Origin of the sequence: Paenibacillus oralis, from assembly GCF_003863965.1 — a bacterium.
Taxonomy (GTDB): domain Bacteria; phylum Bacillota; class Bacilli; order Paenibacillales; family Paenibacillaceae; genus Fontibacillus; species Fontibacillus oralis.
Map to the genome: position 1 here is coordinate 2,958,946 of NZ_RRCN01000001.1, position 24,034 is coordinate 2,982,979.

Sequence of the window (24,034 nt, forward strand, 5' to 3'; positions counted from 1 at the left end):
AGATGAAGATGTCATTTCTCAACATATATTTTTTTGTGAAAAGGGGAGTTTCCATGCGTAAGTTTTCAGCAGTTTTGATGTGTCTCGTACTGTTTGGTTCCTTGCTGGCGGCCTGCGGAGGCGGAGGAGGCAGTAAAAATGCGGCGGGCACCGGGAATGGCGAAACCGCCGGCCCAAGCGGCAATGGCGGCAGCAACGCCGGGACCGCAGGAGAAGCGGGTGATATTACGCAGCGCAAGGTCACGCTGAAAATCCACTATCCGCTGCCGGACGAAACGACGCTGCGCAAGCAGGAGGACGATAAAATCGCCCGCTTCCAGGCAAAGTATCCGAACGTGACGATCATCAAAGACGATTGGGCGTATAATGTAAACGAAATTGGCGCAAAAATGGCCTCTAACGAAGCGCCGACGTTTTACAATACCTGGGCGACCGAAGCGCAGCTGCTCGTGGAACGCGGCTGGGTAGCCGATATCACGGAGCTTTGGAACAACTGGGAGTACAAAGACGAGATCAATCCCGTGCTGCAGAACCAGTTTATCGTCGACGGCAAGGTGTACGGCATCACGCAAAATGGCTACGTGACCTCGACGGTCATCAACAAAAAGCTGCTCGATGAAAAAGGCGTGGCGATACCGGCGCTCGACTGGACGTGGGATGACATGTACAACACGGCCAAGGGTGTGGCCGATCCGAAAAAAGGCATCTCCGGCATCGCCCCAATGGGAAAAGGCAACGAAGCGGGCTGGAACTGGACGAATTTCCTGTTTGAAGCCGGCGGTGACATCCAAACGACCGAAGGCGGAAAGCTGACGGCGGTGTTCAACTCCGAAGCCGGGGTCAAAGCGCTGGACTTCTACAAAAAACTGCGCTGGGAAGTGAACGCGATTCCGCAGGACTGGGCGCTCGGCTGGGGCGATGCGATCAGCTCGTTTAAGCAAGGCCGGACGGGGATGGTCATCGCCGGGGCGTTTGACGTGATCCAGGCGGCGTTGAACGAAGGCGGCATGAAGCCGGAGGACGTGATCGCTTATCCGATGCCAGCGGCGGAGAAGGGCGGCAAGCACTACGGGATTTTGGGCGGCAACTATCTCGTCATCAACCCGAACGCGACGAAGGACGAGCAGGAAATGGCCTTCCGCTATATTACGTTTGATTATTTCACGGACGATGCGTTGAAATCGGTGGAGGATACGATCAAAGCCCGCAAGGATGAAGGCAAATACTACATCCCGACGCCGCTCGAATATTTCAGCGATGATTCGGAATACGCCGCAAAAGTCAAAGCCATTTACGACAAATACGACAACGTGTACAAATACGATCCGCAGCTGTTCAGCCTGCTGGAAGGCAAGCCGGAAGCGCAATTCGGCACCCAGGACTACTATGCAACCATGTCCAATGTCGTGCAGGAATCGTTCTCGAAAAAGGACACCGACTCCAAACAACAGCTTGATATCGCGGCCAAATACGTGCAGGAGAATTTCTTCGACAAGGCTCCGCAGCAGTAAGCACGCGGTTCTGGCCTGTATATTATGAAAATAGCCGTCCCACTGGTCTTAGCTTGGAAGGACTGGCCCTTGTCTGTGAAGACAGGGGCCAGTCACCAAAGACCGGGGACGGCTTTTTTCAGCTATGCGTGGGCGTATCCGGTTAACGGATGTTACTTCCACACGTCGGCGGCGATTTCCACAACATGGCGCAGTTTGGCCCACTGTTGCTCCTCGGCTACCAGGTTGCCTTCTTCGGTGGAAGCAAAGCCGCACTGCGGGCTCAGGCACAGCTGTTCAAGCCCCACATAGCGAGAGGCTTCGTCGATGCGGCGCTTGATCGCGTCCGGGTTTTCGAGCTCGCCGAACTTGGAGGTGATCAGGCCCAGCACGACCTGCAAATCAGGCCGATTGACATAACGCAGCGGTTCGAATCCGCCGGAGCGTTCATCGTCGAACTCCAGGAACAATCCGTCCAGGTTCAGGCCGCCGAAAATCGTTTCCGCCGCCGCGTCGTAACCGCCGGAGCCGGTCCAGGTGGAGCGGAAGTTGCCGCGGCAGATGTGCATGGTGATCGCCAGGTCCGCCGGGCGGTCGGCGATCGCTTCGTTGATCATTTTGGCCGACAGTTCAAGTACCTGTTGCGGATCTTTGCCCTGCGCACGCAGCTTGTCCCTGGATTCTTCGGAGAAGAAGGCGGCCCAGGAGGTGTCGTCCAGCTGCAGGTAGCGGCAGCCCGCATCGTAGAAAGCGCGAATCGCTTTTTTGTAAGCCTGGGTTAGATCCTGGAAAAACGCTTCTTTATCCTCATACAGCGGCGTATCGATTTTACCCCGGTAATAGAGCATGTTGGGGCTCGGAATAGTCATTTTTGCCGTATGCGAACCGGCCAGTCCGTGCAGGAATTTATAGTCCTCCAGCATCGGATGATTGCTGAAATCGACTTTGCCCGTGACTTTGATGCTGTGGGCTTTCGATTGGACACCGTGGAACTGGATGCCGCTTTCGGCTTCATATCCTTCGACGCCGTCGAGATTTTCAAGAAAATCAAAATGCCACCACGCCCGGCGGAATTCGCCGTCGGTTACGGCCTGCAGGCCAACTTCCTTCTGCTTGTCCACGATGCGGCGGATCTCTTCGTTTTCGATTTCCCGCAGCTGCTCGGCCGATAGACTGCCGGCTGCGCGCTGTTCGCGGGCTGTTTTGATCGCTGCGGTCCGAAGCAGGCTGCCGACCTGATCGGCCCGAAACGGGGGAATGCTGCGCCCAAGGGATTTTGCTGCGGATTGATTCAAAGTACTCCCATCCTTTGCCTTAGATATTTGCTGCCTTTCAGCCTGGAGGCCGGGGGCAATGCTCTAGTTTATACTCTATTATACGGAAAAGCGCTGATGAAGAACAGCGGCAAAGTAGGGAAAAGGAATGGTACGGTTCGAAAAAGAGCGGAAAGGGACGGAATGAGAGCCGGGAAGAGACGGAGCGGGAGCCGGGAAACCGGAAGGGCAGAAGAACCGGAGGGCCGATAAACAGGGGGAGTGGAAAACAGTGAGGCGAAAACTAGTAGAATGACCGGAAATAATATGGCTTATCTGCGGACAGGGGCCATGGATCACTTTGTTCTATATTAGTCTTGAGCTCAGTATCGTCCGTCCCCATAAAATAGCGGAACTTTAGGGTCTTATTTTCCGAATTTGAGCCTATTCATCACCATAGGGGAACTTTTGGGTCTTATTTTTCGATGAACACGTCGAAAGGCGGGCCTTTCGCCACTAAATCATGAAAATAGCGCCATAAAATTCCTCTATTGCACGCAACATAGGGAATATCGCTGAAATAGCGCCCTTTTTTTCCTCTATGCTGTCACCCGAGATCTTCAATAGACTAATTTTGCCGTTTTCTCAAGTCTTCACTTGCCATCATGCTAACGTTATTTCCAGAATCGTCTACTAGATAAACGAAAAAAACGACAGGGCCGGCGTGGACTTTTTAGGCAGATTCCGCCGCTGCATCATTTGCGGGAGGGCGCAGTTTCAGTCAGCGGAAAGGCGCAGCGTCAGGCAGCGGAGAGGCGAAGCGTCAGTCGGCGGAGAGGCGCAGCGTCAGGCGGCGGAAGCCGTGTCGGTCCGCTCCTGCGAGCGGGATTGGCGGCCAATCACATAGCCGACCAGGGAGGCCATCATCTGCTGAAACACCATGCCGAGCACGACCGGAACGGCCACCGGGGCGGGGAAGTACGTAACGGCCAGCACCGCGCCGGCGCTGATGTTGCGCATGCCGCCGTTGAAGACGAGCGCAACCTTGTCGGCCTCGTTCAATCGCATTAGCCTGGAAAAGCCGAAGCCCAGCAGGTAGCCGATCGTAGCAAGCAAGACGATAATGGCCCCAAGACCCAACAGCCGCGGGGTGAAATTTGTTAAATAAGGAGCGACGACCGCGCCGTTGATCGCCACGACGATGGCCATGGCCAGTTTGGAAAACGGGTTCAGCCACGGGCTCCAAGCCGCAATGACCGCCCCTTTGCTCCACTGGTTCATCAGCATCCCGAGCAGCGAGGGGACAACGATCATCCAGAATAGGCTGCCCATCATCGCGGCGGCGTCGAGCTGGACGTTCGTGCCGACCAGCAGCGCCAGGATGCCGGGAACGACGAAAGGCGCCAGAATCGTGTCGATCAGGATAATCGACAAGGTGAGGGCGATGTTGCCCCTGTAGATGCCGACCCATACGAAGCTGCTGACTCCCGTAGGAATGGCGGCGGCGAGAATAAATCCGGTAATCGTATAAAAATCCCCCGGGAACGCGAGATGTCCCAAACCCATGGCGAGCAAAGGCATCGCCAAATGCAGGATGAACAGGCAGAGAATCAGGGGCAGGGGTTTTTTAAGCACGTTCAAAAAATCCTTGAAGCTCAGGCTGATGCTCCCGGCAAAGGTCATGAAAGCGAACAGCCACGGGGACAGGTACGTATAAGCGGACAAACTGCCGCCACACAACACCCCGATCAAAATGCTGGTCGGCGTAATCAAGGGCATCATCCGGTTCAGTTGTCGGTTTATGGTTTGCAGCATTTCCAGCAACATCCTTTATACATCTGCTTCTTTTAGTATAGACCCGTCCTGCGAGAATCGTAAATGGGGCAGTGCCCGCTATTTGTGACCGTCCGGTGAGAACTAAAACCGAATATAAAGGAACAAGAGGGGCTCAATCTAGAAATCGGTGCTTGACAGCCTGCTATTGGATCGGCCAACCGTCGGCTGGACCATCAAAATAGCGGAACTTTATGTTCTTATTATTCGGAGCTAGGCATGTTCATCCCTATTAGCGACATTTTTTGTCCTTATTTATCTATGAATGGTCCAGAGCGCGGGTATTTACTTGTGATTCAAGTAAATAGCGACATAAATTTCCTCTATTTCTCATTGAGTGAGGGATATCGCCGGAATAACGCCAAAAATTACCGTTATTTTCGGTGAGCTTGAGGATGCCGTGATTCCATTCCGAACTTAGCGTGAACGGCCATCCGGAAAGTGACACCGAAGCCCGATGCCGAAACCCTGAAGTCGAAACCCTGAAGTCGAAAACCTGAAGTCGAAAACCGACATTGAAACCTAACACCAAAGCCCGCCCCCCAAAATCCGACGCTGAAAATTTGACGCCGGGAACCCGGCGCTGAAAACGTGAGGCCGAAAACCCGACGTTACATGAGGCCGAGAACCCGACGCCGAAAACATGACGCCGAGAACCCACGCCGAAATCGTCATTCGTTTACTTGCCGGCAATTTCCTTAAACGCCGCATCGGCGGCTTCGAGCGTAAAGTCGATGTCGCTGTCCGTGTGCGCGGTCGTCAGGAACCAGGCTTCGAATTTTGACGGCGCGAGATTGACGCCGCGGTTCAGCATCGCCCGGAAAAAGGCGGCAAACGCCGCGCTGTCGGTATCCTGCGCCTCGTCGTAATTAGTAACGGGGTGGTCGCAGAAGTGCGTCGAAAACGATCCGCGGATGCGGTTGATCGTCAGCGGCACCCCGTGCCGGCGGGCTGAGCCGGCTAGGCCGTCCGTCAATTTCGCGGCGAGGCGGTCCATCTCTTCGTAGATGCCGGCGCCCTGCAGCACCTCAAGGCAGGCGATGCCGGCGGAGATGGAGGCGGGGTTGCCGGCCATCGTCCCGGCCTGATAGGCCGGGCCAAGCGGCGCCACCTGCTCCATGATCTTCTTGCTGCCGCCGTACGCGCCGATCGGCAGGCCGCCGCCGATGATTTTGCCGAGCGCGGTCAGGTCCGGCCGGATCGCTTCGTGGTTCGCCAGTCCGGCGTACGTTTGCGCCGAGCCGTAATGGAAGCGGAAGGCCGTGATGACCTCGTCGTATATAACGAGGGCGCCATACTGCCGCGCCAGCCGGCAGAGGTCTTCCAGGAAGCCGGGCTTCGGCATCACCATGCCGAAATTGCCGACGATCGGCTCGACCATGACGGCGGCGATGTCGTCGCCCCACCGGTCCAGCGCATCCTTCAGCGCCGCCGCATCGTTAAACGGCACGGTGATTACCTCGTGCGCGATGCTGGTCGGAATGCCGGCGCTGTCGGGGATGCCGAGCGTGGACGGGCCGGAGCCGGCCGCGACCAGCACGAGATCGGAATGGCCGTGATAGCAGCCGGCGAATTTGATGATTTTGTTGCGCTTCGTATAGGCGCGGGCAACGCGAATCGTCGTCATGACCGCTTCCGTGCCGGAATTGACGAAGCGAACCTTGTCCATCGAGGGGATCGCTTCCTTCAGCATTTTAGCGAGCCGGATTTCCAGCTCGGTGGGCGTGCCGTAAAGTGTGCCGTTCGCTGCAGCCTCTTGAATGGCCCGCGTTACGTGCGGATGGGCGTGCCCGGTAATGATCGGCCCGTAGGCGGCCAAATAATCGACGTAGCGGTTCCCGTCCACGTCCCAGAAATACGCGCCTTCCGCTTTTTTCATAAAAACAGGCGCCCCGCCGCCCACCGCTTTAAAAGACCGGGAGGGACTGTTGACGCCGCCGACGATATGTTTGAGCGCTTCCTCGTAAAGATGTTCGGATAACGATCGGTTCATAATGCAAAACTTCCTTTCGAAAATAATGTTTTGAAAACCCCGGAGCCGCGTCCCTGAAACAACTCAGTTCCGCAGACTCCGGGGTTTCCGGGTTGACTTCATCCGGAGGGAGCGTGTTTCTCAAGCTAAACCGGATGGGGAGCGCCTGCCGCGATCCCAGGCGATGGCCGCCGGCGGGTTAAGCCGCCGGCTGCTCCGCCGTTCCGCCGCCGTACGCGCTGCTCCCCGTTCTGCCGCCGCCGCTTGTGCTGCCGCTGTTTCCGGCGTTGCTTTTATCGCTTCCGCTTTCGGAGCCGCCGCTGTTCTCTGTAGAATTTTGGCTGCCGTCCTCCGCATTGGATTCTTCCGTCTTGTTGAACACATCCTGGACGTACTGCTTCAGCTCGTCTTCGCTGCGAACGCCCAGCACCGACGATCCGCCGACGGTTTCTTCCTTCAATAGCTCCATCGGGGGAATCTGCTCGCTCGCTGCCATCTGGCTGTCATAGCCAACGGTGGCCAGCTTCCACATATCCTGCACGGACAGATTCGTATCGATATAAGGATTCACCTTCTCCAAAATCGAAGGCAGCTTCATGATCGAGGTCGTCGACTTCAGCTTATCCGCGACGGCATTCAGGAAGTTGCGCTGCCGCTCGGTCCGGGTGTAATCGGACATGGCGTCATGGCGGAAGCGCACGTATTGCAGCGCCGTTTTACCGTCCAGATGCTGCTGGCCTTTTTTCAGGTCGATGTCGTATTCATGGTTATCCGCCTTACTGGTGTAATGCATGTCTTTTTCCACGTAAAAATCAACGCCGCCGACCGCGTCCACCAGCTCGATAAAGCCTTGGAAATCGGTGTAAACATAATACTGGATCGGGATGCCGAGCAAATCGGACACCGCCTTCATCGCCGTATTGGGGCCATGGGTGATCGCCGTATTGATCCGCTCTTTGCCGTAGTCGGGTATATCCGTATAAGTATCGCGCAAAATAGAGAAGAGATAGGCCTTTTTGGTGACGGGATCAAGCGATGCGACAAGCATCGTGTCCGACCGGGGGATTTCCCCCTTTTTCAGGCCGCGGGCATCCACGCCCATCAGCAAAATATTGACCCGTTCCGTTCCCTCCCATTTCGGAGGTTCCTCGGCTTTGGTCTCGGTAGGCTGAACATTATAGAAAGGGGAATCTTCTCCTTCTTTCTTAAAGTTGTCCACCTGATTATATATCGCGATAAAATAGTAGGCCACGAATGCGGCGATTGCGATTACAACTCCGATCACCGACCAGAGGATCGCGCGTTTTGTGCGTTTCGTCATTATGTTCGTTCCTTTCAGAAAAAAACGATAAGTTCGAATTTCATATATAGATATCCTAATATCATTACATTATAATTTTTTTTACAAATACAATCAATTTTAGGTTAGGAGCTTTAAGGAGGATACACATATGACGGAGCATCAGTTGGAGGCGGGCAAGCCCGTTCCGGATTTCCGGCTTCCCGCAAGCGGGGGAGAAGAGATATCGCTGAAGCAGTTTCGCGGACGCAAGGTCGTCCTTTATTTTTATCCAAAAGATTCCACGCCGGCCTGCACCCAGGAGGCCTGTGATTTTCGCGATCTCGGTGCGATGTTTGCCGAATACGGCGCGGCCGTGCTGGGGATCAGCGGGGATTCGGTCAAGTCGCATGACCGCTTTAGCCAAAAGCAGGGAATCACCTTTCCGCTGCTCGCGGACGAGGATCATGAAGTTTGCCGGAATTACGGCGTTTGGCAGCTCAAAAAAATGTACGGCCGCGAATTCGAAGGCATCGTCCGTTCCACTTTTTTGATCGATGAGGAAGGGAAGCTGCTGAAGGCGTGGCGCGGCATCAGAGTCAAAGGCCATGCCGACCAGGTGCTGGAGGCCGTTAAAGAGGCGGGCCGGTAGGCGGGGGTGATGATAAATTTCTTTTATGCGCGGTCCAGGTATTGCATTTCATTGGATAATATCCAATAGAATTGGAAAATGAATGGTAAATACAGACGCTTGATTGGATATTTTCCAATAGATGAGTCTCGACAGGGTGTAAAATGGGCGATTTGAACGAAATCTACTGGATTTTTTCCAATGAGAGCTCCCAATAGCGTGCGATTTCCGGCGATCTATTGGATTTTTCCAATCAAAACTGCCCACCCCGCCTAAAATCAGGTTATCAAAGAACCGCCATTTCTTCGGCGGTTTTTTCTTTTGTCCGGGACACCCGCCAGTCGGCCGTCGTATGTTGAAAGCGGAAAGCGGCTGTTTCCTCGATTCGCTAACGGACACCAGAGACTTTATTTGGGGTAAAACGTAGGAAATAAAATTGTAACGGACTCAGGAGCCTTTATTTCCAGTGAATCTTCGAATAACTTGCCTTGTGGAGCCGAATAGCGGCATCTGTGTCCTTTAGAACGGGAAATATCCGGGAAATGAGCGAATAAGGTCACTACAGTCCGTTACGGTCCAATACGGGGGACGGGGTCTATTTCCATTTCTAGCTTCATACAATCTACCAGAAAGCCAAATGAATCATATAATCTCATTTACTCATAGCGGCGGAGGTAGAAAAAACGATGAATAGAAAATGGAAATTTGGTCTAGTGGCAATTCGTACGGTGTTGCTGTTAACGGCGCTTGTTTGGGTCGTGAGTGTCCCGCTTGGCGCTCAAACGAAGGGGCAAGGGTGGCCGGAAGTCGCGGCGCATGCGCTCGCCCAACCGCCGGCAGATTCGCTGGCGGCAAATAAGGGCGCGGCAAAAGCGGGGGAACATGCCAGGGAGAATGGGGCGCAGGTGTTGGGAGCGGATGCTGTGCTAACTGCGGCAGTTTCTTTATCTGTGTCTGCAGCCGGTGAAACGGCCATGGCCAAACCGGCGAACGGTAAAGCGATTGTTAACGCCACTGTTAAAACCGACGGCAAAACCGCCAATAAAGCCGACGGCAAAGTGGTGTATCTTACCTTTGACGACGGGCCTAGCCCGCTTACGGACGAGGTGTTGGACATTTTGAAAAAAGAGGACGTTCCGGGCACTTTTTTCGTGCTTGGCGAGCAGGCGAAACGCTACCCCGAGATGATCCGGCGGATTGAGGAAGCCGGGCATACGCTCGGCAACCATACCTATAACCATGAATACAAGGAGCTTTACGAGAGCTTTGGCCATTTTTGGAAGCAGATCAAAGCCACCGAAGAGGTGCTGCGCGGAATCACCGGTGAACGCACGCCGCTGGTTCGCGCTCCGGGCGGGACGTACGGCCATTTTGACCAAACGTATTTCAACCTCCTTGAGCTCGGGGGCTATAAAGTATTCGACTGGAACGTGGACAGCGGGGATTCCCGAAGAAAAGGGGTTCCGGCTTCCGAAATCGTAAACAACGTAATATCCGCGAACCAACAAAATCAGGTCGTCGTGCTCCTGCACGATGGCGGGGGACATGCGGAATCTGTCAAGGCGCTCCCGAAAATCATTCAATACTATAAGAAGCAGGGGTATGCGTTTCAAGCGATTTCCCCCGATCAGCCGCCCGTACAATTTCATCTTGACCCTTCCGTAAAAAAGAAACATAGAACCATCCCGTCGGACGCCTGGGTGAAAGCCAATGTCGTGCCCAACGCCGCTTTGTTCGGCCCGGATTTGCCGTTAACGGTTGAGGCGGGAGGCGTGCAAACCCGGTTGGAAAGCGGGGAGTACCGGCTGCAGGATGGGCAATACCTTGTCCCGCTGCGGACGACGATGGAACGGCTCGGCGCCAAAATCCATTGGGACGGGGACAACCAACATGCCGTCGTCGTATGGGGTAATGCGAAAGTAACCTTCGATCCGAAAACCGGCACGGCGACATCGAAGCGTACAGGAGAACCCCAGGTCAAGTATGACCTGATTTTCGAACGCAAAAACGAATCGCTGTGGGTGCCTTTGCGGATTCTTATGGAAGCGGCGGGTCATCCGATCGCTTCGCTCACGTTACGTGAGGATGAACGCCGGGTGACCGCGCTGTAACCGGCACCGGCCTGACCGGGGCAGGACTGTTTTGCCCGTATCTCTCATTCATGTCTATTTCCGCTAGTTTCTGGGGAAACTGGTAGATAGATTGGTTGGAAGTTTTCCGCCTGCCTAGAAACGGAGGAGATACGATGAATCAGGATCAGGCTCATGATCTGCTGCAGCGGCTGGTCACCCGAGTGGATCGTGTTATTGTCGGAAAAAAAAGAGAGATCGAGCTGGCGGTCGTCGCCATGCTGTACGGAGGCCATATTTTGCTGGAGGATGTTCCCGGCGTCGGCAAAACGATGCTGGTGCGGACGCTGGCGGCCTGCCTCGGCGGATCGTTTGGCCGCATCCAGTTTACATCCGATTTGATGCCTTCCGATGTTACCGGGATCACCGTCTATCATGCGCAAAGCGGGCAGTTTGAATTTCGGCCAGGCCCGGTATTTTCCCATATCGTGCTGGCCGATGAAATCAACCGCGCGGCTCCAAGAACGCAGTCGGCTTTGCTGGAAGCGATGGAAGAGCGGAAGGTGACCGTGGACGGAGTCACCCGGGCTTTGCCGAAGCCTTTTTTGCTGCTGGCCACGCAAAATCCGCTGGAATACGAGGGGACCTACCGCCTGCCGGAGGCGCAGTTGGACCGCTTTTTGATGCGGCTGACTTTGGGGTACCCGAATCCGGAGCAGGAGCTCGAGATGCTTGGCCGGCTGCAGGAGCAGCATCCCCTCGCCGAGCTGAAGCCGGTGCTGCTGCCCGACGAAATCGCCGCGATGCAGCGGCAGGTGCGGGGCGTGCTGGTCGATGACGTCGTCAAGCGTTATATGGTCAGCCTGGCGGACGCGTCGCGCCGTCACCCGCAAATATCCCTCGGCATCAGCCCGCGCGGCACGCTGGCCTGGATGGGGGCTTCGCAGGCGATGGCTTATTTCAAGGGCCGCTCGTTTGTTACGCCCGATGATGTCAAAGCGGTTGCGGAAGCGGTGCTGGTCCACCGGATCGTATTAAAAACCGAAGCCAAAATCGCCGGAATCAGCGGTGAACGGGTGCTTAAGGAATTGCTCGCCAAAGTGGACGTGCCGATTTTTGCAAGGGTCTCAGGAGCGCCGTCATGAGAAGCGGGATTTGGAGATGGGCGGCGGCTCTGACGGCAACGGGGCTGCTCACGGCATGGTATTTATGGCGCGGAGGCGCGTCTTCTTTCTTTTTGGCGCTGCTGCCTTGGTTCGTGATGCTGCAAGGCGCGTTGGCATTATGGTGCGGGCCGAAACGGATGAAAGTGGTGCGGTCCTGGGAGCCGGACCGTCCGGCGGACGGGGATGGGCTCGCCGTGAAATTGACGGTGACTTGCCTAAGCGGATTACCGCCGCTGTGGCTGCATGTGGAAGATGATCTGGCCGCGGAAGTTTCGGTGGTACGTAACAGCGGCAGAGCAGGCAAATTGTATTTCTCCGGGTTTAGCAGGGTTTACAGCGGAACTTATCATATGGAAGAAATCAATCGGGGGATTTACGAAAACATCGCGGTGCGGCTGACGTGGGGCGATGCCCTCGGCTGGTTTAAGCGCAGCTTGCGGGTAGAGACGGAAGACGTTTTGATCGTCCCCCCACGGCCGTTAAGTTCCTATCCTTCGGAAACGCTGGAGGCGTACGGCGATGATGAGGGCGGCGGCGGTCCGTACCGCCGGCAGGCGGCAGCGCCGTCCGCGCCCGGCCGGCTGAGGCCGTACATGACCGGGGATCCGCTGCGTCGCATTCACTGGAAACATTCGGCGAAGACGGGAACGCTGCTGACCCGTATTCCGGAGGAGCAGGGGAACGTGCCGCGTTATTTGCTGCTTGGTACGGATGAAGCGGATTATACCGCGCCGCGGGGTCAGGTATCCGGTCAGCGGCGCTCCGCCGGCAAGGAACGGTCCGCTGCTGCGCCGGCGGCCGGGCTCACGGAGGCCGATCGCTTTGAGCTGGCGGTATCCGCCGCGGCGTCCTGGCTGCAGCGGGAAGCCCGGTACGGGAAACCGGGGGAGCTGCTGCTTAGCCACGGCGGAATGGATGGCATCGCCACGCTATCCGGGTATGAAGGACTAGCCTACGGTAGGGAACTGCTGGCCGGGGTTGATCTCGGCAAAGGTTTGCCCGTTGAGGCGGTGCTTGAGCGGGACTGGCCGGAATTGTCCGCCCAGGGACGGTCTGTCTCGGTCATTACCGGACAGCTCACCCCCGGTTTGATGGAAGCTGTATTGCAACTGGCGGAAGCGGGCGTTTCCGTCGAGCTGTGGTGCGCGTGCTCTCCGGACGGGGCGGAGCTTGATGACGCGCTTGCCTCCCGCCTGCGGGAACATGGCGCAGCCGTTTTTGGCCTGACGCCCCGGCACCTTGGACTCCCGCGAAAGGAGGGAGCGGAACATGCCAGCGCCTAGTTCAAAGGAAGAAGCGGCAGCCTTGGCTGTCTCCCCTGCGGAGGGAGGGATTCCGCGTCCGGATGCATCATTTGAAGCCGTCCCCAAAGACGATGTTCCGGGCTTCGGACTGCGGTTCGTTTTATCGGCGCTTTTGTTCGGACTGTTTGGGGAATGGCTGTATCCGCTGTATGCTTTTGTCGCCAATGACCAAGCGGACACGGTTAGGCTTTTTTTCGTGCTGACGGGACTGCTGTTATGCGCCGGATGTTTGCGTTTACCGTCTTTTTTATATGCCATGCTGCCTCCGTTTTTGATCGTCTGTTCCTTATTTTATCTCCATGGGCAGGCGGAGGGATGGATCTGGTTTATCGATTTCGGAAAACAGCTTGGCGCTGATTTGACCGAATTTATGGAAACCGGACGGCTGAGCGGCGTCAGTATGGAATTCCGCACTTTGCTGCTGCTGATCGGTTGGACGCTGCTGGTCGTGTCCGTGCAAATGCTGACGCTCGGCAGGCAAAACATCCTGCTGTTCCTGGCGGTGACGCTGCTTTATTTGGTCATTCTGGAAACGGCTGGAGCCACCGAGTTATATCTGGGACTAATCCGGTCCGCGGTGCTCGGCCTGGTTTTACAGGCATTGGTGTTCGGCAAGCGGGACCCGGGTTACGCCTCGGGCCGGGGAAGCCTGCTCGGCTCCGGGATTGTTCTGGTTTGCGTGGCCGGCGCCGCGCTGTTGAGCTCGCAGCTTCCGGTTCAGCCGATCCGTCCGGTATCCTGGCAGCAGATTGCGCAGAGTTTGTCCGAGTGGAGCGGCGCCGAGCTGACTGCAGCGCAGGAAACGGCGGCGGTCTTCAGCGTTTCCGGGTACAGCCGCAGCGACGCCGAACTGGGGGCGCCTTTGCAGCTTCGGCACGATGTGTATTTCACGGCGCTGTCGCCGCGGAATACGTATTGGCGCGGGGAAAGCAAAAGCGTCTATACGGGGCGGGGCTGGATTCAGCCTGCTGCGGGGGAGGGTGCGAAAAGTGCGGGGACGCGGGAAACGAAGAACGCCGCAACGGCGGCTTCACAGCCCATCAAGCCGGAAACCGCCCCGGTCACGGAAGAAATCCGCCAGACGGTGATGTTCAAAGAACCGCTGACCGGGCGGGTAGCGCTTCTCTCCGGCGGCATTCCGGTGCGTTCCGGATTTGTTTTTGGCGGGGAACAAACTCCCCGGGTTCAGGTGAATCCCCGTTTCGACCCGCTCGCTGACGCGCTGGTGATCGATTACGCCGCCGCGGCCGAGCAAATCTACGGCTACGAAGTGACCGCGCTGCTGCAAACGCCCCCGGGCCCTGCATTGCGAGACGATCACGGCCCCGACGGGGAGGGCATCGCCGAACGTTATCTGCAGCTTCCCGACGCCTTGCCGGAACGGGTGCGGAATTTGGGAAAAGAGCTCGCAGCCGGTGCAAACAGCCGCTATGATGCGGCTCTGGCCGTACAAAGCTATTTGAAGAAGAACTATGCCTACAACCTGGATACCCGGCGTCCCCCGGCGGAGGCTGACTTTGTCGACCGTTTTTTGTTCGAGGACAAAATCGGCTACTGCGATCATTTTTCCAGCGCGATGGTGGTGCTGCTCCGCAGCGGCGGCGTTCCGGCGAGATGGGTGAAGGGTTTTGCGCCGGGCGAACCCGAAGCGGCAGGCCGCGCTGGCCAGGACGAAACGATGCAGCGGATTGACGTGACATACGCGGACGCCCATGCCTGGGTCGAGGTTTATTTTCCGCAGGCCGGCTGGGTGCCTTTTGATCCGACGCCCGGATTCGGCGAGGCGCTTGCGGCAGGCGCAGGCAACCCCGGCGACGCGGCCGGCGGGAACGCCGGCGCGAGGCTGCTCGAACGCCTGAACGAGGCGGTGGCAAGCGTTCGTAAGCTGGCCGCCGAATGGACATCCGCCACTGCCGAAATTGCCGCCGGCTGGCGGGAGAAGCTGCAGCCCGTGCCGAATCCGTTCGTTTGGACGGCCTCGCTGCTTGGCGCCGGCTTTGCGGTTTTGATCGCTCGGGAAATCGCCTGGCGCGGTAATCGGCTGCAGCTGTGGCTGTACCTGCGCCGGCCGCGCCGCAGCTTCCCGGGACGAAGCGAATTGCTGACAGCCGCCGACCGGGTTTGGCGGGAGCTTGGCCAGAGTTACGGACCCAAACCGCCGGCCATGACGGCCAGGGAATATTTGCGGTCCGCCCTTCAGGGCAGACCGGGTTTAACCGGCGCGGCTGAAGAGTTTGTGGCGATTTGGGAAAACCTCTATTACGGAGGGCGGCAACCCGAGCGCAGGGAAAGCATGAAGTTTCTGAAGCATTGCCGAAATTTGGCCTTTCGGCGCCGCTGATTCCCGGCCCCGGCTTCCTTGACGACCTCTTTCGTCGTTTCGTATAATAGGTGTCATAATTTGAGGGAGGCTCGGTCATGAATAAGCCAAATGAAATGATTGTCGTCCTTGATTTCGGAGGGCAATACAACCAGCTGATTGCCAGACGGATCCGCGACTTGGGCGTTTACAGTGAACTACTGCCATTTAATACGCCGGTGGAGCGCATCCGGGAGCTGGCGCCGAAGGGGATCGTGTTTTCGGGCGGACCGTCGAGCGTTTACGCCGAAAACGCGCCGCATATCGATCCGGCCGTGTACGATGTCGGCGTGCCAATCCTGGGCATCTGCTATGGCATGCAGCTGATGGCGCAACAGCTTGGCGGGAAAGTGGAACGCGCGGCAAAAAGGGAATACGGGAAAGCGGATGTTGATTTTGCCGAAAATTCGGTGTTGACCCGCGGGCTTCAGGCCAAGCAGACGGTGTGGATGAGCCATGGGGATCACGTGACGAAACTTCCTGAAGGTTTTGTGGTGGAAGCCTCCACGGAGCATGCCCCGATCGCCGGATTTGCCAATGCCGAACGCAAAATGTACGGTGTACAGTTCCATCCGGAGGTCCGCCATTCGATCCACGGCAATGAAATGATCCGCAATTTCCTGTACGAAATCTGCGGCTGCGAAGGCAAATGGAGCATGGAGACGTGGATCGAGGACGCGGTTCGCGACATCCGCGCGCAGGTCGGCGACAGCAAGGTGCTGTGCGCGTTAAGCGGCGGCGTCGATTCGTCGGTCGTGGCAATGCTGATCCACAAAGCGGTCGGCGATCAGTTGACCTGCATGTTCATCGACCACGGCCTGCTGCGCAAAGGCGAAGCCGATAGCGTAATGGAGACGTTTGTCGGCAAGTTCGACATGAAGGTCGTCAAGATCGACGCGCGTGAGCGGTTCCTGTCCAAGCTGGCCGGCGTCGACGATCCGGAACAGAAGCGGAAAATCATCGGCAACGAGTTTATCTACGTGTTTGAAGAAGAATCGCGGCGGTTTGACGATTTTAAATTTTTGGCGCAGGGCACGCTGTATACGGATATCGTCGAGAGCGGCACCGCTACGGCGCAGACGATCAAATCCCACCACAACGTGGGCGGACTTCCGGAGGACATGAAGTTCGAGCTCGTTGAACCGTTGAAGACGCTGTTTAAGGATGAAGTCCGCAAAGTCGGCGAAGAATGCGGTCTGCCGAAGGAGATCGTGTGGAGACAGCCGTTCCCGGGTCCGGGCCTGGCGATTCGCGTTCTGGGCGAAGTCACGGAGGACAAGCTGAAAATCGTCCGCGATTCCGACTACATCCTGCGCGATGAAATCGCCAAAGCAGGGCTGGATCGCGAAATTTGGCAGTATTTTACCGCCCTGCCAAACATGAAAAGCGTAGGGGTTATGGGCGACGCCCGGACTTACTCCTACACCGTAGGGATTCGCGCGGTGACGTCCATCGACGGCATGACCGCCGACTGGGCCCGCATTCCGTGGGACGTGCTGGAGAAAATTTCGGTGCGGATCGTCAACGAAGTCGATAACGTCAACCGGGTCGTGTACGACATTACGTCGAAGCCGCCGGCGACGATCGAGTGGGAGTGAACTGGATTTCCAGTTGACGTGCAACTATAGAGTGTTAATAAAATACTCTCTTTTATCTGCGTTGTTCAGCAGGTAGAAGGGGGTATTTTTTTACCTTATAAAAGGGGCTAAGGGACACCAGAGCCGTTATTTTCGGAAAAACGGAGGTCTGCAAAATGTAACGGACACAGATGCCCTTATTTCCCTCAAATCGGCCTGGATGAACGGGTTTAGAACGAAATAGTGTCATGTGGGTCCGTTAGCCTGGGAAATACCCGGGAAATGGGCGGATAAGGTCGCTGGTGTCCGTTAGAGCAGCGTCCAATGTTTAGGAAGAGCCTCCCATCGCTTCAAAGTAGAAGTCAGAGCCACTAAAGGAGCCGTCAGGCGTTTTTTTTATATCGATAGGAAAGGTTGTTAATGCTTTTGTTCATTTTACGTATTAACATATGTGAGTTCCTTCATTACAAATTGCGCAATTTGTATAGCTGCAGGTGAAGGCAAGGTGGAAGGAGGGTGCGGATGGAAGTTATCCAGAGTAAAGTGGAACGTTACCAAAATACGGGAAAATCACGTGCGGCAATCATGTCAAAAGAGGAATTCACACAGATATATAATACGTATTTCAAACGTGTTTACAAGTATATCTATTATCGCATTAATAACCACCATGCGGCGGAGGATATTTGCAGTCAGGTGTTTGAGACCGTTATATGCAAGTATTACAGCTATTCACCGGAAAAATCCAATTTTGAGGTATGGTTGTTTGCTATTGTAAGAAACGCTGTAACGGACTACTTCAGGGCTCAGAAGAAAAGAAACCACTCCTCACTGGATTCTTTGCTGGAACTGATTTTTCCCAAGCCGTCTCCTGAGGAGTTGGCGATTCGCGAGGATAATAATCAGGCACTGTTCAAGGCTCTCGCTAAGCTGCGAGAGAAGGAGCGTAACATCATTGCAATGAAATATGGGGCTGGATTGAAGAATTCCGAAATCGCACAGATCATGGGTGTCAGTGAGTCCAACATTGGCGTTGTACTGTATAGAAGCCTAAAAAAACTGCATCTTTCCTTACAGGCGGGGGGATTCAAAATATGAACAAAAAAAATAATCTCACAGAATTCAGCAAGACCATAGAACTGCTTGAGAAGGCAGAACAGGGGAGCGGCACCTCCAAAGAAAGGATTTATAACCGCTTGATATACAAGCTGGATCATGAAGCTATTCAACCCCAATCAAGGGAAAAGGACGGGATAACGATGAAAAAAAGCAGTTGGAGAACAGCAGCGGTGATAGGCGGTGCGGTAATTTGTCTGGGCGGGGCATTTTCTACAACCAGCTATGCACAGGAAATGTTCCAATCCATCATGGCAAAGTTTAAGGTGGGGAATCTCGAAATAACGCAATACGATAAGGAAATTCCTCCTGCTTCTACGTCTTTCACTCCAAATGATGGAAAAAGCGAGCGAGACGGCGTTATTGAATTGCCGGCTTCGGCCAAACTAACGATAGATGAAGCCCGTGCAGCGCTTGGAATGAACTTCCCGGCCCCTGGTTGGGTGGCAGACTATAAGTTTGAGAACAGTGTTCTTCAGGGCACCAGCATGGTCGAATTGCAATACAATTCAGGGGATAAAGCTGCTAATTTTCTGATTTCCAAAGGTGGAGAAAACGGGATTGGCACTACCGAAGAGGTGAAAACAGAGGTAATCAACGGGGCTACGGTCTATTTTGCCAATGGAATTGTGATTTGGGAAGAGAAGGGCTTTACAGTTGAACTGTATTCCCAAACCGATTTTGACAAAACCACACTCGGAAAAATCATCGGCAGTTTTAGTGTTGGCGCTCCGGTTGAGCCCTTAGAGGCTGATGTGGTGAAGAAGAATGTGGAGAAGAGCAGAGGTGCAGCAGCTGCCTCGGCCCCGGCCGTAGATTGAGACGCAAAATGAAGTGAAGCAGCGGATAAACTCCTCCATCACCGGAGGCTCAAATAAGTCAATTGGTTGGCCGGATGAACCGGGACCGAATAATACGAGATCATCTGGAGCACACTTTACCATAAGCAGGCAGTAATCGTTTAAATTTGTATAAAAACGAACGATCAACGGTATATCATAAAGAAATATTCGTTTTTTCTATTGACAATCCCTTCGCCCGTGCCTAGAATAAATCATGTGACAAGCCCTTGTTAAAGGGTTTGTAAGGATTCGACGAATACCAATTTAATTCTTTTTCGTATAATTCCGGGAATCGGCCCGGAAGTCTCTACGAGGTCACCGTAAATGATCTTGCTACGAAGAGAAGAAGCGGCGCAGGGCTTTGGCGGGGAAAAGCGAGTTTGGGGTTTTTCGGCAGGCCTATGCGGTCTCATGCTTCTTCTGGCTTACGGGACCCGGGGAACATTTATTGACCTCGGGTTTTTTGTCGTTTTCCGACTCATTTTAAGGGGGAGAATTTTTCTTATGGATCGGTTCTTTAAGCTTAAGGAACACGGAACGAATGTAAGAACGGAGATTATAGCAGGGATCACCACGTTTATGACGATGGCGTACATCTTGTTCGTGAACACGATCTTTTTGGGACCCGGCGGAGCGGGCATTCCGGTGGATGGGGTATTTTTCGCCACCACGGTAGGCGCAGGGCTGATCACGATTCTTATGGGATTGTTCGTCAATATCCCGATCGCGCTGGCTCCGGGCATGGGGCTGAACGCTTACTTCATGACCGTGGTGCTTAGCTCGGGCGGAGCTATCACTTGGCAGGCAGCACTTGGCGCGGTATTTATTTCCGGCATCATTTTTCTGATTCTGACGGTGACGAAGGTCCGACAGCTGCTGCTGGTCGCCGTGCCGCAGAGCATTAAAGCGGCCATCACGGTCGGCATCGGCCTGTTTGTGGCCAGCCTCGGTTTGAAGATGAGCAACCTGATCGGCGCCAATCTGTCGGGGGTAACGGACGTGTCCGCCACGGTTCCCGGCAGCAGCATCAACTTCACGCTGGGCGATTTCGTCCATAGCCCCGATGTCCAATTAACATTGATCGGCTTGATCCTGATTGCCATTTTGATGTCGCTGCGGGTCAAAGGAGCACTGTTGATCGGGATTATCGCCACGACCATTATCGGCATTCCGATGGGCGTCACCAACGTTTCCGGACTTTCCGGCGCCAACTGGCTGCCCACTTTCGATAACCTCGCGGTAGGCCAGCTCGATTTAGGCGCGGCTTTGCATCTGGGTCTGTTTGAAATTGTTTTTGTATTCACGTTCGTTGAATTGTTTGATACGTTCGGCACCTTGGTCGGCACGGCCACGCGCGCCGGTTTGATGAAAAACAAAGAAGAAGGCGAGAAAAAAATCGGCAAGGCGATGCTGGTGGATGCGGTTGGCGTCAGCGCGGGTGCGTTTCTTGGCACAAGCACGATCACATCCTATGTAGAGAGCACCGCTGGCGTGGCCGAAGGCGGACGTACCGGGCTCACTTCGGTAACGACGGGGATTTTGTTCCTCCTGGCGCTGTTCATCGCGCCGCTGGCCGGCGTTGTCCCCAGCGCGGCAACGGCTCCGGCGCTGATTATCGTCGGCGTGCTGATGATCGGCCAGGTCAAATCGATCGAGTGGGATGACTTCTTGCATGCGTTCCCGGCGTTTTTGACGATCGTATTGATGCCTTTTACCGGAAGCATCGCCAACGGGATCGCCGCCGGTTTGGTCTCTTATGTCATTCTGGGCGGATTCAACAACCTGTTCGGCAAAAACAAAGTCAAAATTCATTGGCTGATGTGGGTGCTGGTGATTCTCGTACTGGCCCGCTACATTTTTCTTGGTTCCGAATAACGGGACTAGATGGACCAACAAGGGTGTCCGCTCCGTAAGGAGCAGGCGCCCTTGTTTTTTAGCTCCATTTTGGGAGATTGGTCATGGACTAATGGGGACCATAATCCCAATTATTTTTTTGTGAATCGGCTTTTTTTCATAAACAATGGATTGCTTTCCAGCCGAAGTCGATTATAATAAATTTAAATAATTAAATGAAACGAAGTTAAAGGCAAACTATTCGAAAGGATAGGACGCAAAGTTCGGAGTCTAAAGCGTGCAAGCTGCCGTGCAAGTTACGGTGCAAGCTGCGCTATGATTGTCCGGCCGCCATGCAGGAATGGCGGTTTTTTTATTTTCAGAGTTTTGATTGGTAAAAATTAACTTTCAGGAGAAGGTGAACGCATGATATCGCTAGGAGGACAAAGGGCCCGTGCCGTACGGATCGGTATCGCCATAGCCCTGCTTGCGTTTTGGGTGGCCGGCTGCAGCCGGGCCAATCCGCAGGCGGACAACGGGGATGGGACTTCTTCCCTTTCCGGTGTTCAGACCGTTTCAACACAGCAGCAGCCAATTACCCGGTATACGGGAGAACCAAGCAAAGCTTTGTCTTTTGTGTACACGGCCAAAAAAGAGCTTTCCCTAACGTTTGACGGGTTGGGCGATCGCGAGACGATCATGCGTTTGCTGGATGAACTGGACAAGTATCAAATCAAGGCGACGTTTTTTGTCCCGGGCATGCGGGCGGCCGAGGAGCCGGAACTCGTCAAGGAGTTGGTGAGCCGCGGTCACGAGGTGGAAAACAATACGTTAACGCGCGCCGACTTAACGACTTTAAGCTATGAAGAAATCTATAAAGAAATCAACCGTACCAACGGATTGATTGCCGACGCAACAGGCAAGACGCCGCAATTTGTCCGGACCCGGGGGGCCAGCTTCAATGACGATGTCCGCCTGGTGGCGGCGCAAACCGGATTGCAGGCCGTCGTTTCCTACAACATTAACCCGAAAGACAGCGACATGAAGAGCGCTAAGGAAATTGGCGACTACATACGGAAGTACATTAGCCGCGGCGGCATTATTGCGCTAAACACGGACGTGAATCCCGAGGTGATCTCCTCCATTTCTTATATCGCGGATGCGGCGAATGAAGTGGGCTATAAGCTGGTGCCGCTAGCAAAGCTGGTGCAAGGCGGCGGAGAGCGGAAGCCGCTGGAGCAGATTCCGGGGTACGATGCCGCCCGGATCAACCCCGATTACAAGCAGGCGGACTATAACCTGATTTATAACGCCAACGACATCGCCAAATGGAACCCGCACGGCAAAAAGGTCGTCGCCTTGACCTTTGACGATTGGGGCAGCGATTTGACCGTCACCCGCCTGTTAAAGATTCTGGAGGACCATAACGTCAAAGCGACCTTTTTTCTGCGGGCGAACGGCGTGGAGAACAACCCGAACCTGGCTCGGGCGATTGTTGAAGAAGGCCATCTTGTAGCCAATCATACCTACACTCATCCCGTAATTACGCAAATACCGCCCGATGAGCTGCAGGAGGAAGTGGTCAAGGCGCACCGCGTCATCACCGAGGCGATTCAACAGCAGCCGGCGATGCTGTTCAGGCCCCCAACCGGGGAGATCAATAAGGAAACGGCCAAGGTGATCGCGGCCACGGGGTATAAGACGATCGCTTTGTATGATGTGACCACTTTGGACTGGAATTCCGACCATGATGCTCAGTACATTTTAAACGGGGTGTTGAAGCAGACAACCAACGGCAGCGTCATTTTGCTGCATATGCTTGACGGCATCCATACGCTGGAAGCTTTGCCGGAAGTGATCGATCAGTTGAAGCAACGGGGTTATTCCTTTGTGCTTCTGGACGAGCTGTACGGGATGAAATAAAAAACGGACGCTTACTTAACATCTATGAATACTCAAGGGGAAATGAACGGAGTTGAACTTATGAAGAATTTGGATCAGCTATACGCAAACATAGAGAATCGGACGGCCAAGCTGGCTGTCGTTGGACTGGGGTATGTCGGCTTGCCGCTGGCGGTCGCGTTTGCCCGGAAAGCAAACGTGATCGGTTTTGACTTAAACCCTCGGAAAATAGCCGATTACCGGGCGGGAAAAGACCCCACCGGCGATGTGGGGGCCCAGGCGATTGGGGCGAGCGGGATTGACTTCACCGCGGATGAGACAAGGCTGGGGGAGGCTTCGTTTTACATTCTGGCCGTACCTACGCCGGTCCAAAACGATAAAGTGCCGGACCTGACTTACGTCAAGAACGCCAGCGCCATGGTCGGCAAACATTTGCGCCCCGGCGCGGTGGTCGTATACGAGTCAACGGTTTATCCCGGCGTCACCGAGGAAGTATGTGTTCCGATTCTCGAGGCGGAGTCGGGGCTTACATGCGGGGTCGACTTTAAAGTCGGCTATTCCCCCGAACGGATCAACCCGGGCGATCAGGTTCACCGGCTCGAGAACATCGTAAAGATCGTTTCCGGCATGGACGAGCAGACGCTTGGCCTTGTGGCGAAGGTTTACGAGCTGGTGATCGAGGCGGGAGTTTACCGGGCCGAGAGCATCCGCGTGGCCGAGGCGGCCAAAGTGATCGAAAACGCCCAACGCGACATCAATATCGCTTTTATGAATGAGCTTTCCATGCTGTTTCACCGGATGGAGATCGACACGAAAGCGGTATTGGCCGCGGCGGGAACCAAATGGAATTTCCTCAAATTCACCCCGGGGCTGGTTGGCGGCCACTGCATCAGCATTGATCCTTACTATTTAACTTATAAAGCGGAAGATGCGGGGTATCACTCGAAAATCATTTCCGCGGGACGGCGCATCAACGATGGCATGGGCAAGTATGTCGCCCGCAGCATCGTGAAGCTGCTGATGCGCCTGCGGAAAGATTTATCGGATGTGAAAGTGGGCATCCTTGGCCTGGCCTATAAGGAGGACTGCCCCGACTTTCGCAACACGAAGGTTACGGATATTATCGAGGAGCTGCAGGAATATGATATCCAGCCGATTGTCTATGATCCGTGGGTAGACCCGCAGCTCGTTTATGAAGAGTACGGACTGGAGCTGGCAAATTTGTCCGATTTGCGGGATTTGAACGTGGTGGTACTGGCTGTGCCTCACAGCGAATTCCTCGGCATGAGCCGGGAGGATTACGACCGGTTGTTCGGGGCGGACAAGAGCAAAGTGTTTGTCGATGTTAAGGCGGTTTTCGCTAAAGCCGAATTTGAAGCGGCGGGCTACCACTACTGGAGCCTGTAAA

Annotated in this window: 16 protein-coding genes and 2 riboswitches; of the genes, 12 read left to right on the top strand and 4 right to left on the bottom strand. The window is 55.0% G+C overall.

Annotated features, from left to right (window positions below; genetic code table 11):
* Positions 1–53: 53 nt before the first annotated feature.
* On the top strand, positions 54–1,511 hold the full coding sequence (locus tag EHV15_RS13500; protein ID WP_128631664.1) for an ABC transporter substrate-binding protein: 1,458 nt from the start codon (positions 54–56) through the stop codon (positions 1,509–1,511).
* Positions 1,512–1,663: 152 nt separating this feature from the next.
* Here EHV15_RS13500 and EHV15_RS13505 read toward each other — a convergent pair whose 3' ends face one another.
* From EHV15_RS13505 to EHV15_RS13520, 4 genes are all read right to left on the bottom strand, one after another.
* The gene (locus tag EHV15_RS13505) at positions 1,664–2,785 is read right to left on the bottom strand and encodes a 5-methyltetrahydropteroyltriglutamate--homocysteine S-methyltransferase (protein WP_128631665.1); all 1,122 of its coding nucleotides are present in this window, start codon (positions 2,783–2,785) and stop codon (positions 1,664–1,666) included.
* Positions 2,786–3,589: 804 nt separating this feature from the next.
* Positions 3,590–4,558 carry a bile acid:sodium symporter family protein gene (locus EHV15_RS13510; protein WP_128631666.1) on the bottom strand — a complete coding sequence of 323 codons (969 nt, stop codon included), beginning with the start codon at positions 4,556–4,558 and terminating at the stop codon, positions 3,590–3,592.
* A gap of 697 nt (positions 4,559–5,255) precedes the next feature.
* Positions 5,256–6,569, bottom strand: a complete 1,314-nt coding sequence (locus tag EHV15_RS13515) for a glutamate-1-semialdehyde 2,1-aminomutase (RefSeq protein ID WP_128631667.1) — start codon at positions 6,567–6,569, stop codon at positions 5,256–5,258.
* 178 nt (positions 6,570–6,747) lie between these two features.
* Positions 6,748–7,869 carry an LCP family protein gene (locus EHV15_RS13520; RefSeq protein WP_128631668.1) on the bottom strand — a complete coding sequence of 374 codons (1,122 nt, stop codon included), beginning with the start codon at positions 7,867–7,869 and terminating at the stop codon, positions 6,748–6,750.
* Between the two features lie 130 nt (positions 7,870–7,999).
* Here EHV15_RS13520 and bcp point away from each other — a divergent pair, with 130 nt between their 5' ends.
* The 11 genes from bcp (at position 8,000) to EHV15_RS13575 (ending at position 24,033) form a co-directional block, all read left to right on the top strand.
* A complete protein-coding gene (bcp, locus tag EHV15_RS13525) occupies positions 8,000–8,479 on the top strand; it encodes a thioredoxin-dependent thiol peroxidase (RefSeq protein WP_128631669.1) in 480 nt (159 codons plus the stop codon).
* A gap of 665 nt (positions 8,480–9,144) precedes the next feature.
* Complete coding sequence (locus EHV15_RS13530; protein ID WP_246061542.1) at positions 9,145–10,569, top strand: polysaccharide deacetylase family protein; 1,425 nt, start codon at positions 9,145–9,147, stop codon at positions 10,567–10,569.
* 134 nt (positions 10,570–10,703) lie between these two features.
* Positions 10,704–11,672, top strand: a complete 969-nt coding sequence (locus tag EHV15_RS13535; RefSeq protein WP_128631670.1) for an AAA family ATPase — start codon at positions 10,704–10,706, stop codon at positions 11,670–11,672.
* Complete coding sequence (locus tag EHV15_RS13540; protein ID WP_128631671.1) at positions 11,669–12,976, top strand: DUF58 domain-containing protein; 1,308 nt, start codon at positions 11,669–11,671, stop codon at positions 12,974–12,976. The genes EHV15_RS13535 and EHV15_RS13540 overlap by 4 nt, the downstream gene beginning before the upstream one ends.
* Entirely contained in the window at positions 12,963–15,338 is a 2,376-nt protein-coding gene (locus EHV15_RS13545; RefSeq protein ID WP_128631672.1) for a DUF4129 domain-containing transglutaminase family protein, read from the top strand. The genes EHV15_RS13540 and EHV15_RS13545 overlap by 14 nt, the downstream gene beginning before the upstream one ends.
* A gap of 77 nt (positions 15,339–15,415) precedes the next feature.
* The gene (gene guaA / locus EHV15_RS13550) at positions 15,416–16,954 is read left to right on the top strand and encodes a glutamine-hydrolyzing GMP synthase (RefSeq protein ID WP_128631673.1); all 1,539 of its coding nucleotides are present in this window, start codon (positions 15,416–15,418) and stop codon (positions 16,952–16,954) included.
* Positions 16,955–17,455: 501 nt separating this feature from the next.
* Positions 17,456–18,031, top strand: coding sequence for a sigma-70 family RNA polymerase sigma factor (locus tag EHV15_RS13555; protein WP_128631674.1), 576 nt, complete (start codon positions 17,456–17,458; stop codon positions 18,029–18,031).
* Entirely contained in the window at positions 18,028–18,870 is an 843-nt protein-coding gene (locus tag EHV15_RS13560) for a hypothetical protein (protein ID WP_128631675.1), read from the top strand. The genes EHV15_RS13555 and EHV15_RS13560 overlap by 4 nt, the downstream gene beginning before the upstream one ends.
* Positions 18,871–19,146: 276 nt before the next feature.
* Positions 19,147–19,247: riboswitch (purine riboswitch) on the top strand.
* 148 nt (positions 19,248–19,395) lie between these two features.
* Positions 19,396–20,766 (top strand): NCS2 family permease, encoded by a 1,371-nt coding sequence (locus EHV15_RS13565; RefSeq protein WP_128631676.1) that lies wholly within the window; start codon positions 19,396–19,398, stop codon positions 20,764–20,766.
* Between the two features lie 200 nt (positions 20,767–20,966).
* A riboswitch (cyclic di-GMP riboswitch) is annotated at positions 20,967–21,080 on the top strand.
* 70 nt (positions 21,081–21,150) lie between these two features.
* On the top strand, positions 21,151–22,647 hold the full coding sequence (locus EHV15_RS13570) for a polysaccharide deacetylase family protein (RefSeq protein ID WP_128631677.1): 1,497 nt from the start codon (positions 21,151–21,153) through the stop codon (positions 22,645–22,647).
* 60 nt (positions 22,648–22,707) lie between these two features.
* Positions 22,708–24,033 carry a nucleotide sugar dehydrogenase gene (locus EHV15_RS13575; protein ID WP_128631678.1) on the top strand — a complete coding sequence of 442 codons (1,326 nt, stop codon included), beginning with the start codon at positions 22,708–22,710 and terminating at the stop codon, positions 24,031–24,033.
* Position 24,034 lies beyond the last annotated feature (1 nt).

Bases quoted from the DNA above. Each gene is read 5' to 3' on its own strand.
- EHV15_RS13500 (WP_128631664.1), top strand. From the start codon at position 54: ATGCGTAAGTTTTCAGCAGTTTTGATGTGTCTCGTACTGTTTGGTTCC.
- EHV15_RS13510 (WP_128631666.1), bottom strand. From the start codon at position 4,558: ATGCTGCAAACCATAAACCGACAACTGAACCGGATGATGCCCTTGATT.
- EHV15_RS13515 (WP_128631667.1), bottom strand. From the start codon at position 6,569: ATGAACCGATCGTTATCCGAACATCTTTACGAGGAAGCGCTCAAACAT.
- EHV15_RS13520 (WP_128631668.1), bottom strand. From the start codon at position 7,869: ATGACGAAACGCACAAAACGCGCGATCCTCTGGTCGGTGATCGGAGTT.
- bcp (WP_128631669.1), top strand. From the start codon at position 8,000: ATGACGGAGCATCAGTTGGAGGCGGGCAAGCCCGTTCCGGATTTCCGG.
- EHV15_RS13530 (WP_246061542.1), top strand. From the start codon at position 9,145: ATGAATAGAAAATGGAAATTTGGTCTAGTGGCAATTCGTACGGTGTTG.
- EHV15_RS13535 (WP_128631670.1), top strand. From the start codon at position 10,704: ATGAATCAGGATCAGGCTCATGATCTGCTGCAGCGGCTGGTCACCCGA.
- EHV15_RS13540 (WP_128631671.1), top strand. From the start codon at position 11,669: ATGAGAAGCGGGATTTGGAGATGGGCGGCGGCTCTGACGGCAACGGGG.
- EHV15_RS13545 (WP_128631672.1), top strand. From the start codon at position 12,963: ATGCCAGCGCCTAGTTCAAAGGAAGAAGCGGCAGCCTTGGCTGTCTCC.
- guaA (WP_128631673.1), top strand. From the start codon at position 15,416: ATGAATAAGCCAAATGAAATGATTGTCGTCCTTGATTTCGGAGGGCAA.
- EHV15_RS13555 (WP_128631674.1), top strand. From the start codon at position 17,456: ATGGAAGTTATCCAGAGTAAAGTGGAACGTTACCAAAATACGGGAAAA.
- EHV15_RS13560 (WP_128631675.1), top strand. From the start codon at position 18,028: ATGAACAAAAAAAATAATCTCACAGAATTCAGCAAGACCATAGAACTG.
- EHV15_RS13565 (WP_128631676.1), top strand. From the start codon at position 19,396: ATGGATCGGTTCTTTAAGCTTAAGGAACACGGAACGAATGTAAGAACG.
- EHV15_RS13570 (WP_128631677.1), top strand. From the start codon at position 21,151: ATGATATCGCTAGGAGGACAAAGGGCCCGTGCCGTACGGATCGGTATC.
- EHV15_RS13575 (WP_128631678.1), top strand. From the start codon at position 22,708: ATGAAGAATTTGGATCAGCTATACGCAAACATAGAGAATCGGACGGCC.